Genomic DNA, 13554 nt, shown 5'->3' with positions numbered 1-13554 from the left:
GGTTATAGAGCCATATCGAAAAGGGCACCCTCAAGAGGTGCCCCTACGTTGTTATTTCACTTCCACGGTTATCTGTTTCGGTTTCTTCTCCCCTTTTTTCGGCAGCGTAATGGTCAGAACCCCCCGGTCGCATGATGCCTTGATCTTCTCCTGGGCGATGGTGTGCGGCAGGTGGAAACTGCGCTGGAAGGTGCCGTAGTACCGTTCCACCCGGTGGTAGTTCTCCTTTTTCACACTCTGGTCGTGCCGCCGTTCCCCTTTCAGGGTCAGGGTGTTGTCCTCGATCTTGACCTCGATATCCTTCTGGTCCACATCCGGGATCTCGGCTTTGATCACCACCGATTCGTCATCCTCGTAGATATCGACCGCCGGTTGCCAGACCCCTTCGCGCATATCTTCGCCGGTCTCCCGGTTCCAGGCCAGGTCAAGCAGCCGGTTCATCTGTTCCTGCATCGTGCGAAGCTCTTTAATCGGGTTGTATTTTACTATTGCCATTATCTGACTCTCCTGATCAACTTAACTCTCTGAAAGCGCTTCAGACTTTCTTCCCTTTCGGGACGCTGTGCTTAAGCTTCTTTGATCCGTCATAGAGGCTGAGCTTGGTAACCGCCCGCCTCGCTTTGAGGTCTTTGCGCTGATAATCGGTTTCAAGGTGTGTCTCGGTAAGTTCTGCAATTTTTTCGAAAGATACTTGCTGCTCGTTGATCATACCGTGGCTCCTCGCTTCATGTTTGTAGGGTCATTTGACCTCGTTGTCGCCGTGCCGCTCACCTCCTTTCCTTAATGTGAAGTTTAGCACCATTTCGATCGCCTGCAACGGGATGCAAATCAATGTTGCCACCCTTGGCCGAATACACTACTATTGCCGAAATTATGACCCGGAGGGGACCATGATCAAGTACAAGGTGGTTGAAATCACCACCGTTTCCGAGGATATGATCGAAGAAACGCTCAACGAGTTGACCGCCAAGGGGTGGCGGTTCGACGGGCTGCATTTTGCCATGCGCGAGTCGCAGAAACGTCCGAGCATGGCATTCGTGCTGTTTACCAGGGAGGTAACGGAATAGATGACGGACAAGACGACCCTTTATCTCATCGACGGCTCGTCCTACCTGTACCGGGCCTACCATGCCATCAGGCATCTCTCCGGGCCGGGCGGTTTTCCGACCAACGCCATCTTCGGTTTCACCCAGATGTTGCTGAAAGTGCTCAAGGACCGGCAGCCGTCCTATGTGGCCGTAGTGTTCGACATCTCCCGCAAGACCTTTCGCACCGAGATCTACCCGGAATACAAGGCTAACCGGGCCGCCATGCCGGATGATCTGCGGCAGCAGGTGGAGCCGATCAAGGAGCTGGTCCGGGCGTTCCGGATTCCGGTGCTGGAGTTGGACGGTTACGAGGCGGACGATATCATCGGCACCATCTGCCGCGACTGCGGGGAGCGCGGAATCGACACCGTGGTGGTGACCGGCGACAAGGACCTGATGCAGGTTGTGGGCGACCATGCAACCCTGCTCGATACCATGAAGGACAAGGTTTCGGGTCCGGCCGAGGTGGTGGAGCGGTTCGGGGTCGGTCCGGACAAGGTTATCGATATCCTCGGGCTGGCCGGCGACTCCTCGGACAACATTCCCGGTGTGCCCGGTATCGGCGAAAAGACCGCCATCAAGCTGGTGCAGGAGTTCGGCTCCATGGATGCCCTGCTGGCAAGGGCCGATGAGGTCAAGGGAAAGACCGGGGAGAATCTCCGGGCCTTTGCCGACCAGGCGCGGCTGTCACGGCAGCTGGCCACTATCGACTGCCATGTGCCGATTGCCTATGACCTTGGCGATTTTGTCGCCGAGCCACCTGACAATACGGTTCTTGCCGGGCTGTTCAAGCGGTTCGGCTTTACCTCGCTGATGAAGGAGCTGACCAGCCGCTCCACCCTCTCCACGGAAGAGTACCGCACGATCCTCACCGAAGCGGAGTTTACGGCGATGCTGCAGGAGCTGGAAAAGGCCGAAGAATTTGCCATTGACCTTGAAACCACCAGCCTGGATGCCCGGATTGCGGAGATCGTCGGCATATCGCTCTCCTGGCGTATGCACGAGGCGTACTACATCCCGGTCGGCCACCATTACCTCGGTGTCCCTCCCCAGCTGGAGCGCGCAACCGTGCTTAACCGTCTCAGGCCGCTTCTGACCGACCCGGCCATACGAAAGATCGGCCAGAACATCAAGTATGACTACCAGGTGCTACGCACTGCCGGGGTGGAGATGCATGGGGTCTGGTTTGACACTATGCTGGCCGCCTACCTGGTCAATCCGGGGCGCACCAGCCAGGGGCTCGATGCCCTGTCGGTGGAGTATCTCGACCACAAGATGATCTCCTACGAGGAGGTGGCTGGCAAGGGAAAGGATCAGAAGCGGTTCGACGAGATCGAGGTGGAAAAGGCCGCCCGCTACTCCTGCGAGGATAGCGATGCCACTTACATGCTGCATCGGTTGCTGCTCCCAAAGGTTGCCGTAGCCGGGATGGAGAGCCTGCTGTTCGAGCTGGAGATGCCGCTGGTGACGATCCTGGCCGAGATGGAGCTGCTGGGGGTCAGGCTCGATCTGCCGTTCCTGGCGGAACTCTCCGCAGGACTCGGCAAACAGCTTGCCACCCTGGAAAGCCGAATCCATGAGCTGGCCGGCGGACCGTTCAACGTCAACTCACCCAAGCAGCTGGGCGAGATCCTGTTCGAGAAGCTGCAGCTCCCCACCGGCAAAAAGACCAAGCTCAAGACCGGCTGGTCCACCAATGTCGATGAGCTGGAGCGGCTGGCCGAGGCAGGTCACGAGATCGCAACGCTTCTGCTGCAGCAGCGGGGTCTGACCAAGCTCAAGTCCACCTATACCGATGCCCTGCCGCAACTGGCAGACAGCGACGGCCGGGTACACACCTCCTACAACCAGGCGGTGACCAGTACCGGCCGGCTCTCGTCATCGGACCCGAACCTGCAGAACATCCCGATCCGGACCGAGGAGGGGAAAAAGATCCGCCAGGCGTTCATCGCCAGGGAGGGGTGCAAGATCCTGTCGGCCGACTATTCGCAGATCGAGCTGCGGGTGCTGGCCCATCTCTCCGGCGACCCGGTTTTCTGCGATGCCTTCGTCAATGACGAGGATATCCATACCCGCACCGCGGCCGAGGTGTTCGACCTGCTCCCCGGCCTGGTCACCGCTGAGATGCGGCGCCAGGCCAAGACCATCAATTTCGGCGTCATCTACGGTCAGAGCGCCTTCAGCCTGGCGGCCCAGCTTGGTGTTGCCCGGAAGGTCGCCGAGGATTTCATCGCCACCTATAAGGCCCGACATGCCGGGGCCATGGCCTTTCTCGACTCATGCATTCAGCTGGCGCGGGAGCATGGTTATGTGACCACCATGCTCGGCCGGCGGCTGCCGATTCCTGATATCAACAGTCACAACTTCCAGGTGCGCAGCTTTGCCGAGCGGAACGCCATCAACTACCCGATCCAGGGGTCGGCTGCGGATATCATCAAGAAGGCGATGATCAACATCGACCGGCGGCTGAAGCTGGAAGGCGCGGAGAGCCGTCTGATCATGCAGGTCCATGACGAACTGGTGTTCGAGGTGCCGGAAGGGGAGCTGATCCACCTGGAGCAGCTGGTGGAGCATGAGATGGCCCATGCCGTAGAGTGCCGCGTGCCGCTGAAAGTTGATATAAGCTACGGCAGCAACTGGGCCGAGGCGCACTGACCGCTTCTAAGTCAGGCTTTTTTGACGAACCCGGATTTCAACTGCATGGCGCCGATGCCGTCGATCTTGCAGTCGATGTCATGGTCGCCCGAGACGATCCGGATGTTCCGGACCTTGGTGCCGACCTTGACCACCAATGACGACCCCTTGATCTTCAAATCCTTGATGACCGTCACCGAGTCGCCGTCCTTGAGTTCATTGCCGAAGGCGTCGCGCACAATAGAGTCCGCTTCCGCGCTTGTCGCTGCCAGCATCGGCCATTCATGGGCGCACTCCGGGCAGACGTAATTGTCGCCGTCTTCGTAGGTGTATTCGGAACTGCAGCCGGGGCATTTGGGTGTGGTAGTCATAATCTAAATCCTTGAAAGAAATATTTGCATCGTTACGAGTCACATGCGGTTAGTTGCTTAAGAATCAGGGTCAGAGCAGCACCGGCAGCCGCTTGATCAGCCTGATCTCCGTGGGTGACACGCTAGCTCGGTATGCCAGCGCTTCGACCCCCTGGGAAACTACCTCTCGCAGGAGCCGGCCGTATTCCGGGTCGATCCGGTCCGCCGGTGCTACGGCCTCGGCATCCTCCCGCTGCACGACGTAAAAGATCACCCCGCGCTCCCCCTGCCTGACCAGGCGGAGCAGTTCGCGCAGATGCTTCTGGCCGCGGGTGGTGACGGCGTCCGGGAACAGGGCGATCCCATCCTCGACCAGCGTGACGTTTTTGACCTCGACCCAGCAGGGCGATTCTCCCCCTGACAGCAGCAGATCGATTCGGCTCTCGCCGCAGGTGACCTCGGGGCGGATGGAAGGATACCCCTGCAGCTCCTCGATGGTGCCGTTTACGATCCCCTCTGTGACCAGTTTCGGCGGATAACCGGTATTGATCCCGATCCAGATGCCGTTGACCTGCACCAGTTCCCAGGTGAGCGGATATTTACGGCCCGGCGAGCTGCTGCGCCACAGCACTGCCCGGCTCCCCGGAACGGCACATCCCTGCATGCTCCCGGAGTTCGGGGTGTGGGCGGTAACGATGCTGCCGTCGTCGAGCTGGATGTCGGCAAGAAACCGCTTATACCGTTTTATCAGGGTGCCGGTAAGGTATGTGGCCGGGAGGTGCATGAATAGTCTTCTCAGGGAGTGTGTTCTGCTGAAGAAGCGGCGCGGTTGCCCGCGCCGCTTCACTGTCGCGCATTTCAGTCGTGCTTATGTTTCTTGTGCTTCTTGTGCTTATCATGCTTGTCGTAACCCTTGTGCTTGCCCCGGTCGTGCTTCTCCTTGATAACCACAGTCCGCTCCCTCTCGACGATAATCGGGGGCGGTGGCGGTTGCGGCGACCCGACCCGGACGCTGACCCCCGCCGGGCCCGGAACGCCGACATTGACATCCACGTTGGCAGCGGCCAGGACCGAATTAGCGGTAAATGCCAGCAATGCAGCAGAACCAAGAACTTTTGCGATCATTTTCTGCTCCTTTAAATAGGTTTTTTGACGATTCGACCATAACATTGCCGTCGAGACCGAGTCAATCCGATTCGGGGCAAAATCCGGGCAAGCCCCGGATAGTGGGCGTCTGTGAACGCTCCCGGCCGCTTTCCGTTTGCGACATCTCCCGGTCTTGATATAGTTGAACGGTAATTTTACTGCCGAGGAGATTTGCGGAATGAAGATAGAATGCCCCAACTGCAAGCTGACTGGCGAGGTCAACGATCATGACGTGCCTCTGGACGGCCGTTATATCGACTGCCCACGGTGCAAGACCGGGTTCCAGGTAAAGAAACCTCTTGCCAAAGGGTGGAATCCAAATATGATGAGTGTCTGCCCGGCTTGTCAGTATTCCACCTTTACCGACGAGATGTTCGATGTCTGCCCCAAATGTGGTTTGCAGGGGAGCGTTTATAACGCGAAGAAGCGGAAACTGCTTGAAGAGGAGCAGGTGAAGCGCGACATGGAGCGCCTCAACGCCAGTCTAAGGCCCGATGATTTCATCAAACCGCCGGTGAAGGAGATTGAGCCCGAAATTGCCACGGCTCCCCCCCTTGTCAGGTATACTGCCGGCGGTGTTCTTGCAGTTGCCTGCGTGGTGGCGCTTTACGGCTTAATCGGTGTAATGGGGTATGACGGAGACGCCTTGTTGGTAAAGATCAACGAGACCTCTCTTGAGCCGGTATCTCCGGCTGAGGTCTTTCTCGCCAACGGCTTGCTGCCGACGGTGCTGACATTGTACGGCGGGTTAATGGCCATGGGTGCGGCGATGTTGCTGCGCAACCGGAAAGAGGCGGTAAAAGGACTGGAGTTGGGGGCCTGGGCCGGGCTGGCAATCGGGGTCGTATATGAGGTCATCGACTACATCGCTTATATCAGGCGCTCGTCCGAATCGCCATCGTTTGCCTATTATTTCGTCGGGTTGGCCAATTCCGTGTTGATGCTGGCGGTATGGGTTGCGCTGCCCCTGGCTCTGGTCTGGTGGTTGCGAAGTGATCGTTTCCGGGAGGAAATGGATGGCGTGTAAAGGGGAATAGAAGGATGTGACCCCTTGAGGGGCAGGTTATCCGGTGGTCCGGAGAACGGGGCAAAAAAGGATTGTACGATCAGTGATGCCGGCTACTGCATCCTGTCCCTTTTCCGATCCGCAATACCGAATAGGCAAGCAGCCTTGGCGCCATCGAGTCAAAAGTCACGACGTATTCCCGATAGCTCAGGAACCGCTCGTGATTGCACCGGTGGCAATGGAGCGGTCTTGACATCATGAAATCGCGTTCGAGCACGGCTATCGCGCCCCCGCACTTCATGCATTCGGCAACAATCGTCGGTGTGTCTTCGCCGGCAATGTTCCGCAATTCCAACTTCATCAGATCACCTTTTCATTCTTGGTAAATATTTTTACTTAGAATAACAGAAAAGATTGTGATGTAAACAGAAATATTGTTTTACAATAGAATATTGGCGGGCAGTGCGAGGCGTTCCGCAGATGCGGGTGGCGCCAAGGGGTTAATTATGAGGATCGACGACAAGCTTCCTTCGAGAAATGTGGCCAAAAAGTCCCAGAAAGACGGCTCCCGGAAAGGGGAAGTGGTCAGCAATTCCCTGTTTGCGGCGAGCCTAACCGGCATGGGGGACAAGCTTACCAACCGGGCGGTCGAACTGGAAGAGCTGAAAAGGGAAATCGACATGGCCGGAGACAGCCTGGAGCGTGACCCGAGCATGGCCAACTACAAGTCGTTTCGGGAACTTCTCGCCATGTTGGCGAAAAAGGTTACGGCCGAGGCCTACAAGGTGGAGCTGCTCGGCGGTACTCCGGGCGCGCCAGCCTATCATGAGGTGATCCGTGTCATCGACAGCCATGCTGACTCGCTCTACCGGATGATCGTCAGCGAACAGAAGGACCGGATCAAGATTGCGGCGAAGATTGAGCAGATCAAAGGGCTGGTCCTGAGTTTCAGGCTTTAGTTTGCGCTGAAAAACGCCCGTCTGCGGCGTTGCCCTCGTCATTCGTCATTGCGACGTACCGTTGTACGCCTCATTCCTCACTTCTCGGCGCCTTGCATCCGGTCATTTTTGAGCGCAAACTGTTTTCCCTGTTCGTAATGCATTAAAGCTAGGAGTTGGTTACCAGTGTTGACATTTGCCGTCAGTGAAGAGAAGAACAGGAAACTGCTTGAGTTGATGGCTGCTGTCGGCTTGGTCGAGACCGATATCGAGGAGCGGTTTGTCCGCTCCTCCGGCGCGGGCGGCCAGCATGTTAACAAGAGCGCCACCTGCGTCCAGCTGAAGCATCTGCCGACCGGCATCGAAGTGAAATGCATGCGGGACCGGAGCCAGTCGATCAACAGGTTCCTGGCACGGCGGGAGCTGGCGGAAAAGCTTGCTGAAAAGGCCGGAATAGCGACCTCCAGAAGTTCGGAACAGGAGAAGCTCCGGCGCCGGAAGGCCTCCAGAAACCGCAAATCCCGCCAGAAATACGCAAACCCAGAGGCATCCCCAGATGATAAGCACTGACACCCTGAAGAAACTCGAATTTACCAAGCTGCTCGAACGAATCGCCGAATTTGCGCACTGCGAGACGACCAAGGTGCAGATCCTTGCCATTGCCCCTTTGATGTCCCTGGAGGAGGTCGAACTCCGTTTCGGGCTGGTCGGAGAGATCCGCCACCTCTGCGGGATGGGGATCTCCCTGCGACTGGCGCAGTTTGACGATATCCTCCAGCCGCTGGAACTGCTCCGGCCGGCAGATGCCGTTCTGAATCCCCTGGACCTGCAGCTGTTCATTAATCCGTTCCGGATTCTGTCCGCGCTGGCGCGCCAGTTTTCGTACCGCGAGGATATCCCCCTGTTGAAAGGGATGGCCGGGGGACTGACCGGTTTTCCCGAGATCCTCGAAGCCCTCGAAAGGACGATCGATCGGGACGGCAGCATGCTGGACAGCGCTTCCCGGCTGCTGAAGGAGTTGCGCGAGAGGAAGCGCACCCTGACAATCCGGATCCGGAAGCGGCTTGAGGAGATCGTGCGCGAGAGGAGCGTCGCCATATTTCTCCAGGACGACTTCATCACCCAGCGCTCGGGTCGCTGGGTCATCCCGGTCAGGATGGATTCCAAGGGGATGGTGCCCGGCGTGGTGCATGACGTGTCCAATACCGGCGAGACCGCGTTCATGGAGCCGATAGAGATCATCGGGCTGGCCAATGAGCTGGAAAACCTGGCTGCGGAGGAGAAGGCGGAACAGATCCGCATCCTGAGGGAGATCTGCGGCTGGATCAGGGAAGATGCGGCTTTGATTGAAGCGGAGTTCGAGATCCTGGTGCGGCTCGACCTGCTGAACGCCATCGCCATGTTTGCCGATCTCGTCGCTGCCGAAACGCCGACGGTCTGCGCCGGACCAACAATAAAACTCGAAGGGGCACGTCATCCTCTGTTGCTGCTCTTTGCGCGGGAAAGGGGTGAGGCCGAAGTCGTGCCTCTCGACCTGGCGCTCGGCAACGATTCCGGTTGCCGCAGCATGGTCATTACCGGCCCGAACACCGGCGGCAAGACCATTGCCATCAAGACCGCCGGCCTGCTGACGCTCATGGCGATTTCCGGTATTCCGGTCCCGGCCTCTTCGCTGTCGCACTTCCCGTTCGTGACCGACATGCAGGTGGATATCGGCGACGAACAGGCCATTGAAAGGAGCCTGTCCACTTTTTCGGCGCATCTCTCCCGGATTGCCGAAATCATCAGGAATGCCGATGCGAAGACCCTGGTGCTGCTGGATGAACTGGGTACCGGCACCGAACCGGTCCAAGGGGCGGCGCTGGCCTGTGCCGTGCTCAAGGAACTCCACGAACGGGGCGGCTTGGTCCTTGCCACCACGCATCTGACCGAGATCGTCGGTTATGTCCATCGCTTTGACGGGATGCAGAACGCGGCCATGGAGTTTGACCGGAAGAGCCTCCTGCCGCTGTACCGGCTCAAGGTCGGGGAACCGGGCGAGTCGCATGCCATTGAGACCGCGCGGCGTTACGGTATCCCGGACCATGTGGTCGATCATGCCCAGACCCTGGTCGGGCGGGTCGGGAGCGAATTCCACGCCCTGCTGGCGGAGTTGAAAGAACAGAGGGATGCCTACGAAGGGAAGTTGAACCTGTTAGCAAGCCGGGAGGCCGCCCTGCGTGTCCGCGAGGAAAACCAGCGGTTGCTTCTGGCCGAGATCGAGGAAAAGCGGCGCACGAGTCTGGAAAAGGGGTGGCGCGAGGCAAAGGATCTGGTTCAGTCCACCAGGCGGGAGCTGAACCAGATCCTCGAAGAGGCCCGTCGGGAAAGGCGCGAGGCTGCGGCTGTCGAGCGGCTTCGCGACAAGGAACGGATGATCGCCACGGAACTGAAGGCCCTGTCTGGCGCTAAACCGGTAGCCTCCGGGGAGATCAGGGAAGGGAGCCGGGTGCATGTCCTCTCCCTAGGTTGCGATGCCGCAGTGCTCAAGCTGGATAGCCGCCAGGCACGGGCCCGGGTAAGGGCCGGCAACCTGGAGATCGAGGTGGCGCTGGCGGACCTTTCCCCGGCATCTGGCAGAGATAAGACCGGGGACCGCCGGCCGCGCCGGACGAAAACCGATGCGCCCGAGGCCGCGAGGGAGATCAACCTGATCGGAAAACGGGTCGAGGAGGCGGTGACAGAGCTGGAGCCGTTCCTGAATCACGCCTCTCTGGAGGGGTACGGCGAGGTAAGGGTCATCCATGGTCTGGGGACCGGCGCTCTCAAGCGTGGCCTGCGCGAGCATCTTCGGGGGCATCCGCTGGTTTCGGCTTTCCGTGATGGTGAATCTTACGAGGGCGGGGGCGGCGCCACGGTAGTGATGCTGCGGTAAATGGACTTGAGCCGCGGTGGCGCGGGAGTTGCCGATCAATATCGATTATTTCGATCTTTTGGCCGATTTTTTCATGTAGACGTCGCCGGTACGGGTGTTGAAAATGATCCGTCTGCCGCTGCACCCACCCGTTTCGGAGGCAACCACGGGAATGCCGTACTGTCGCATCAGCTGTTCGGCCAGCTCCATGTTCCGGTCGCCTATGGCATAAGCGCCGCTGTTCTCATTGATCATGCTCGATCCCCCGAAAATCTTTGCCACAAGGTTTTCTTTTCGGCAGCCCAGATCGGCCAGCATGCCAAGAAGCCTCTCAATGGCAATATCGCCGTACTTGGCGCTCGACTCACCTTCGCCGGTCCAGGCCGGGAGCATGAAATGGTTTATTCCGCCGGCCATGAGCCGCTTGTCCCACAGGCAAAGTGCCACGCACGATCCGAGGACGGTCGTGACCAGATACTCCTCCCTGCTGGCGAAGATCGTGGCCGGAAGGAGAAAATGGCGTAACGGCTTTGGCATACTACGCTCCAAAGGGTTATTGATTATACCTGTTGGTGTAACTGTTAGCGATAATACTTTACCATGATTGTACCCGGATGCCAGTATTGCGATTGATTGCGCTTTTGCTGCAGTTAGGCTAGAGTTTGTCCCATTGTCCGGAGGTCGAAGATGGTTTCAATCATAGCGGCAGTGGCGCGAAACAGGGTGATCGGCCGGGCAGGAGGGATTCCGTGGGATATTCCCGAGGATCGCAGGCGTTTCCGGGCGCTGACCATGGGGCATACCCTCGTCATGGGGAGAAAGACCTTTGAGAGCATCGGCAAACCGCTGGCAGGGCGCAACTGCATAATATTGAGCCGCCAGCCAGGCTATAGCGTGCCGGGGTGCCGGGTCATCGGGAGTATCGAAGAGGCGCTGTCTCTGTGCCCGGAATCCGAAGAGCTCTTCGTTGCCGGCGGGGCCGAGATCTACCGCGAGTTTCTGCCGCTTGCCCAGCGACTCTATATCAGCCTCGTCGGCCTGGATCCGGATGGGGATGCCGAATTCCCCGAAATTCCGGCTGTGGAATTCGTCGAGATCAGCCGGGAACAGCTTGCGGCCGATCCGCCGTGCCTGCTGGTGACTTATGAGCGCCGGTCGTCCGGCCGCGGGAAGGTATAGATGGAGATTGGCAACTGCCGGGGGGTTGTGCTTAATCTTGCCGATTACCGGGAGAGCGACCGGCTGGTGACACTTTTTACCCTTGAGCATGGCCGGATATCAGGGATCGCCAGAGGGGCAAGGCGGAGCGTCAAACGTTTTGGCGGGGCACTGGAGCTGTTTGCACTGCTCAATCTCCAGGTAAAGTTCAGGAACGCGTTGTCCGAACTGCTCGAAGCAGACATCGTTACCATCCACTCCGGTATCCGAAGCGATCTCAACCGGATTGCCCATGCGGCGTATGCCTCCGATCTCATCGCCACGTTCTCCCCTGAAGGCCTGGCCAACCAGAGGCTGTTCCGGCTGCTGACGGCCTACCTGGCGCATCTTGACGCCGGCCTGGCAACTGTTTCGGACCGGCGCTTTTTCGAGATCAACCTCCTCAATATCATCGGCTACCGACCGGAGCTTGATCAGTGCAGCCGCTGCGGCTCTTTACTCGGCGAAGGTGCGGAGCGGGCCGGTCGGATCTTCGGGGGAGAGGTGGTTTGCCGGCGCTGCGGGATTTCGTGCCGGGAAATTTCGGCCGAAACCCTGGAACTCCTCTCCCGTTCGCTCAAAACCGGACGGTTCGGGCTGCTCAGCTTCTCTTCTGCAACGCTTGACGAAGCAGGAGCGCTTCTGGACAATGCCATCGAATCCCATCTGGAAAAGCCGCTCCGGTCCCTGGCCTTTCTTCGGGAACTGGGGGATAACCAGATCGCTTCACTCCCCAGTTGAGTCGCAGGCAAATCGGTTGACCGGAATACTGGGCCGGAGTATAGTAACGCCCCTGCATGGCTTCGCAAAAAGTCCATTGCTGATGGTCAGCGATGTTTTTCCCGAGCGTAACTCAAAACAGATGTTTTCAGGTTCACTATGTCGGTAAACGAAATCCACAAACTGCCGCCCCAGAGCATTGAAGCGGAGATGTCGATCCTGGGGGGGATACTCCTGGAAAACGAGGCGATCAACCGCGTCATGGAAATGCTCGTGCCGGAAGACCTGTACCGGGAGTCGCATCGCAAGATCCTCCGGGCAATGATCGACCTGAACGAGCGGGGCGAGCCGTGCGATCTGATCACCCTGACCTCGATCCTGAAGCAGAAGGGGGAGCTGGAAGAGGTCGGCGGGGCCGCCTATCTGGCGACGCTGGTCGATTTTGTCCCGACCGCGGCGAATATTCATTACTACTCCAAGATCGTGAAGGAAAAAGGGGTGGTCCGGAAACTGATAACCGCTGCCACCGACATCGTTTCCAAAGGGTACGAAGACCAGGTCGTCGTCGAAGAGCTGCTCGACAATGCCCAGCAGGTGATCTTCCAGATATCCGAACACCGGATCAAGGCGCCGTATTACAAGGTGAGCGACCTGCTCAAGGGCGCCATCGAGAACATCCAGTACCTGTACGAGAAAAAGGAGCATGTTACCGGTGTCCCGACCGGCTTTGTCGATCTCGATGAAATGACCGCCGGGATGCAGAAGGGGGATCTGGTAATCATTGCCGGCCGGCCGTCCATGGGTAAGACTACCTTTGCGCTCAACGTCGCATCCTATGCCGCGGTAGAGGCGGAAAAACAGGCGGCGGTGGTCGTGTTTTCCCTGGAAATGAGCAAGGAACAGCTGGTGGAGCGGTTGCTCTGCTCGCTGGCACGGGTCGATCTCAACCGGCTCCGGACCGGCCACCTGGTTGACAGCGACTGGCCGAAGCTGACCAGGGCGGCGGGATGGCTGCATGATGCCAGGATCTTCATCGACGATACCCCGGCGCTGTCGGTCATGGAGATGCGGGCCAAGTCGCGCCGGCTGGTGGCTGAGCACAAGATCGGGCTGATCATGGTCGATTACCTGCAGCTCATGCGGGGGAGCTCCAACCCCGAGTCCCGCCAGCAGGAGATCTCGGAGATCTCCCGGTCGCTCAAGGCCCTGGCAAAGGAGCTGGAAGTGCCGGTTATCGCGCTGTCGCAGCTGAACCGGGCATTGGAAAACCGCGCCGACAAACGGCCGATGATGAGCGACCTGCGCGAATCCGGCGCCATCGAGCAGGATGCCGACCTGGTCATGTTCGTCTACCGGGAAGAGGTGTACGAGAAGGAGAAGGAAGAGTTGAAGGGAAAGGCCGAGATCATCATCGGCAAACACCGTAACGGCCCGATCGGCAAGGTCGATCTGGCGTTCCGGGGGGAGTACACCCGGTTCGAGAATTTGAGCAGACGGGAAGAGTATTGACATCAGTGAATAGTGAAGGGTGAAGAGTGAATCGGATTCTGAGTCCTTTATCACTTTTTACTATTCGCAATTC

Annotated in this window: 16 protein-coding genes; 9 read left to right on the top strand and 7 right to left on the bottom strand. The window is 58.5% G+C overall.

Annotated elements, in window-relative coordinates:
• Window positions 1–51 precede the first annotated feature (51 nt).
• Together OR1_RS10270 and OR1_RS22480 are read right to left on the bottom strand one after the other, a co-directional pair.
• The gene (locus tag OR1_RS10270; protein ID WP_041971737.1) at window positions 52–495 is read right to left on the bottom strand and encodes an Hsp20/alpha crystallin family protein; all 444 of its coding nucleotides are present in this window, start codon (window positions 493–495) and stop codon (window positions 52–54) included.
• A 40-nt stretch (window positions 496–535) separates the two neighbouring features.
• Complete coding sequence (locus OR1_RS22480; RefSeq protein ID WP_193377100.1) at window positions 536–709, bottom strand: hypothetical protein; 174 nt, start codon at window positions 707–709, stop codon at window positions 536–538.
• 181 nt (window positions 710–890) lie between these two features.
• On the opposite strand from OR1_RS22480, the gene OR1_RS21565 reads away from it, so the two are divergent.
• Complete coding sequence (locus tag OR1_RS21565) at window positions 891–1067, top strand: DUF4177 domain-containing protein (protein WP_082002900.1); 177 nt, start codon at window positions 891–893, stop codon at window positions 1065–1067.
• The gene (gene polA, locus OR1_RS10265; RefSeq protein WP_041971736.1) at window positions 1068–3743 is read left to right on the top strand and encodes a DNA polymerase I; all 2676 of its coding nucleotides are present in this window, start codon (window positions 1068–1070) and stop codon (window positions 3741–3743) included. It abuts the gene before it with no gap.
• A gap of 11 nt (window positions 3744–3754) precedes the next feature.
• Here the strand turns inward: polA and OR1_RS10260 are convergent, their stop codons facing one another.
• The 3 genes from OR1_RS10260 to OR1_RS10250 form a co-directional block, all read right to left on the bottom strand.
• Window positions 3755–4093 carry a zinc ribbon domain-containing protein YjdM gene (locus OR1_RS10260; protein ID WP_041971735.1) on the bottom strand — a complete coding sequence of 113 codons (339 nt, stop codon included), beginning with the start codon at window positions 4091–4093 and terminating at the stop codon, window positions 3755–3757.
• A gap of 70 nt (window positions 4094–4163) precedes the next feature.
• On the bottom strand, window positions 4164–4856 hold the full coding sequence (sfsA, locus tag OR1_RS10255; RefSeq protein WP_041971734.1) for a DNA/RNA nuclease SfsA: 693 nt from the start codon (window positions 4854–4856) through the stop codon (window positions 4164–4166).
• A 74-nt stretch (window positions 4857–4930) separates the two neighbouring features.
• Window positions 4931–5197 (bottom strand): hypothetical protein, encoded by a 267-nt coding sequence (locus tag OR1_RS10250; RefSeq protein ID WP_041971733.1) that lies wholly within the window; start codon window positions 5195–5197, stop codon window positions 4931–4933.
• 199 nt (window positions 5198–5396) lie between these two features.
• On the opposite strand from OR1_RS10250, the gene OR1_RS10245 reads away from it, so the two are divergent.
• Window positions 5397–6245 (top strand): zinc-ribbon domain-containing protein, encoded by an 849-nt coding sequence (locus OR1_RS10245; protein ID WP_041971731.1) that lies wholly within the window; start codon window positions 5397–5399, stop codon window positions 6243–6245.
• A gap of 79 nt (window positions 6246–6324) precedes the next feature.
• Here the strand turns inward: OR1_RS10245 and OR1_RS10240 are convergent, their stop codons facing one another.
• Window positions 6325–6585, bottom strand: coding sequence for a hypothetical protein (locus OR1_RS10240; RefSeq protein ID WP_041971729.1), 261 nt, complete (start codon window positions 6583–6585; stop codon window positions 6325–6327).
• A gap of 145 nt (window positions 6586–6730) precedes the next feature.
• Between OR1_RS10240 and OR1_RS10235 the strand changes: the two genes are divergently transcribed.
• The 3 genes from OR1_RS10235 (at window position 6731) to OR1_RS10225 (ending at window position 10076) form a co-directional block, all read left to right on the top strand.
• Window positions 6731–7183 carry a YaaR family protein gene (locus OR1_RS10235; RefSeq protein ID WP_041971728.1) on the top strand — a complete coding sequence of 151 codons (453 nt, stop codon included), beginning with the start codon at window positions 6731–6733 and terminating at the stop codon, window positions 7181–7183.
• A 165-nt stretch (window positions 7184–7348) separates the two neighbouring features.
• On the top strand, window positions 7349–7732 hold the full coding sequence (locus OR1_RS10230; protein WP_193377099.1) for a peptide chain release factor-like protein: 384 nt from the start codon (window positions 7349–7351) through the stop codon (window positions 7730–7732).
• The gene (locus OR1_RS10225) at window positions 7719–10076 is read left to right on the top strand and encodes an endonuclease MutS2 (protein ID WP_041971727.1); all 2358 of its coding nucleotides are present in this window, start codon (window positions 7719–7721) and stop codon (window positions 10074–10076) included. The genes OR1_RS10230 and OR1_RS10225 overlap by 14 nt, the downstream gene beginning before the upstream one ends.
• A gap of 45 nt (window positions 10077–10121) precedes the next feature.
• Here the strand turns inward: OR1_RS10225 and OR1_RS10220 are convergent, their stop codons facing one another.
• Window positions 10122–10592, bottom strand: coding sequence for a chemotaxis protein CheD (locus OR1_RS10220; RefSeq protein WP_041971726.1), 471 nt, complete (start codon window positions 10590–10592; stop codon window positions 10122–10124).
• Between the two features lie 150 nt (window positions 10593–10742).
• Between OR1_RS10220 and OR1_RS10215 the strand changes: the two genes are divergently transcribed.
• The 3 genes from OR1_RS10215 to dnaB all read left to right on the top strand — a co-directional run bounded on the left by OR1_RS10215 (window position 10743) and on the right by dnaB (window position 13481).
• On the top strand, window positions 10743–11234 hold the full coding sequence (locus OR1_RS10215) for a dihydrofolate reductase (RefSeq protein ID WP_041971724.1): 492 nt from the start codon (window positions 10743–10745) through the stop codon (window positions 11232–11234).
• Window positions 11235–11993 carry a DNA repair protein RecO gene (recO, locus tag OR1_RS10210; RefSeq protein WP_041971723.1) on the top strand — a complete coding sequence of 253 codons (759 nt, stop codon included), beginning with the start codon at window positions 11235–11237 and terminating at the stop codon, window positions 11991–11993.
• Between the two features lie 138 nt (window positions 11994–12131).
• Window positions 12132–13481, top strand: a complete 1350-nt coding sequence (gene dnaB / locus OR1_RS10205) for a replicative DNA helicase (RefSeq protein ID WP_041971722.1) — start codon at window positions 12132–12134, stop codon at window positions 13479–13481.
• Window positions 13482–13554: the final 73 nt, after the last annotated feature.

The sequence above is a fragment of the Geobacter sp. OR-1 genome, from assembly GCF_000813145.1.
In the GTDB taxonomy this organism is placed as follows: Bacteria; Desulfobacterota; Desulfuromonadia; order Geobacterales; family DSM-12255; genus Geoanaerobacter.
This window is presented reverse-complemented; position numbering and strand designations above follow the sequence as displayed.

Excerpts from the sequence above, each read along its gene's own strand:
- OR1_RS10270 (WP_041971737.1), bottom strand. The coding sequence starts at position 495 with ATGGCAATAGTAAAATACAACCCGATTAAAGAGCTTCGCACGATGCAG.
- OR1_RS22480 (WP_193377100.1), bottom strand. The coding sequence starts at position 709 with ATGATCAACGAGCAGCAAGTATCTTTCGAAAAAATTGCAGAACTTACC.
- OR1_RS21565 (WP_082002900.1), top strand. The coding sequence starts at position 891 with ATGATCAAGTACAAGGTGGTTGAAATCACCACCGTTTCCGAGGATATG.
- polA (WP_041971736.1), top strand. The coding sequence starts at position 1,068 with ATGACGGACAAGACGACCCTTTATCTCATCGACGGCTCGTCCTACCTG.
- OR1_RS10260 (WP_041971735.1), bottom strand. The coding sequence starts at position 4,093 with ATGACTACCACACCCAAATGCCCCGGCTGCAGTTCCGAATACACCTAC.
- sfsA (WP_041971734.1), bottom strand. The coding sequence starts at position 4,856 with ATGCACCTCCCGGCCACATACCTTACCGGCACCCTGATAAAACGGTAT.
- OR1_RS10250 (WP_041971733.1), bottom strand. The coding sequence starts at position 5,197 with ATGATCGCAAAAGTTCTTGGTTCTGCTGCATTGCTGGCATTTACCGCT.
- OR1_RS10245 (WP_041971731.1), top strand. The coding sequence starts at position 5,397 with ATGAAGATAGAATGCCCCAACTGCAAGCTGACTGGCGAGGTCAACGAT.
- OR1_RS10240 (WP_041971729.1), bottom strand. The coding sequence starts at position 6,585 with ATGAAGTTGGAATTGCGGAACATTGCCGGCGAAGACACACCGACGATT.
- OR1_RS10235 (WP_041971728.1), top strand. The coding sequence starts at position 6,731 with ATGAGGATCGACGACAAGCTTCCTTCGAGAAATGTGGCCAAAAAGTCC.
- OR1_RS10225 (WP_041971727.1), top strand. The coding sequence starts at position 7,719 with ATGATAAGCACTGACACCCTGAAGAAACTCGAATTTACCAAGCTGCTC.
- OR1_RS10220 (WP_041971726.1), bottom strand. The coding sequence starts at position 10,592 with ATGCCAAAGCCGTTACGCCATTTTCTCCTTCCGGCCACGATCTTCGCC.
- OR1_RS10215 (WP_041971724.1), top strand. The coding sequence starts at position 10,743 with ATGGTTTCAATCATAGCGGCAGTGGCGCGAAACAGGGTGATCGGCCGG.
- recO (WP_041971723.1), top strand. The coding sequence starts at position 11,235 with ATGGAGATTGGCAACTGCCGGGGGGTTGTGCTTAATCTTGCCGATTAC.
- dnaB (WP_041971722.1), top strand. The coding sequence starts at position 12,132 with ATGTCGGTAAACGAAATCCACAAACTGCCGCCCCAGAGCATTGAAGCG.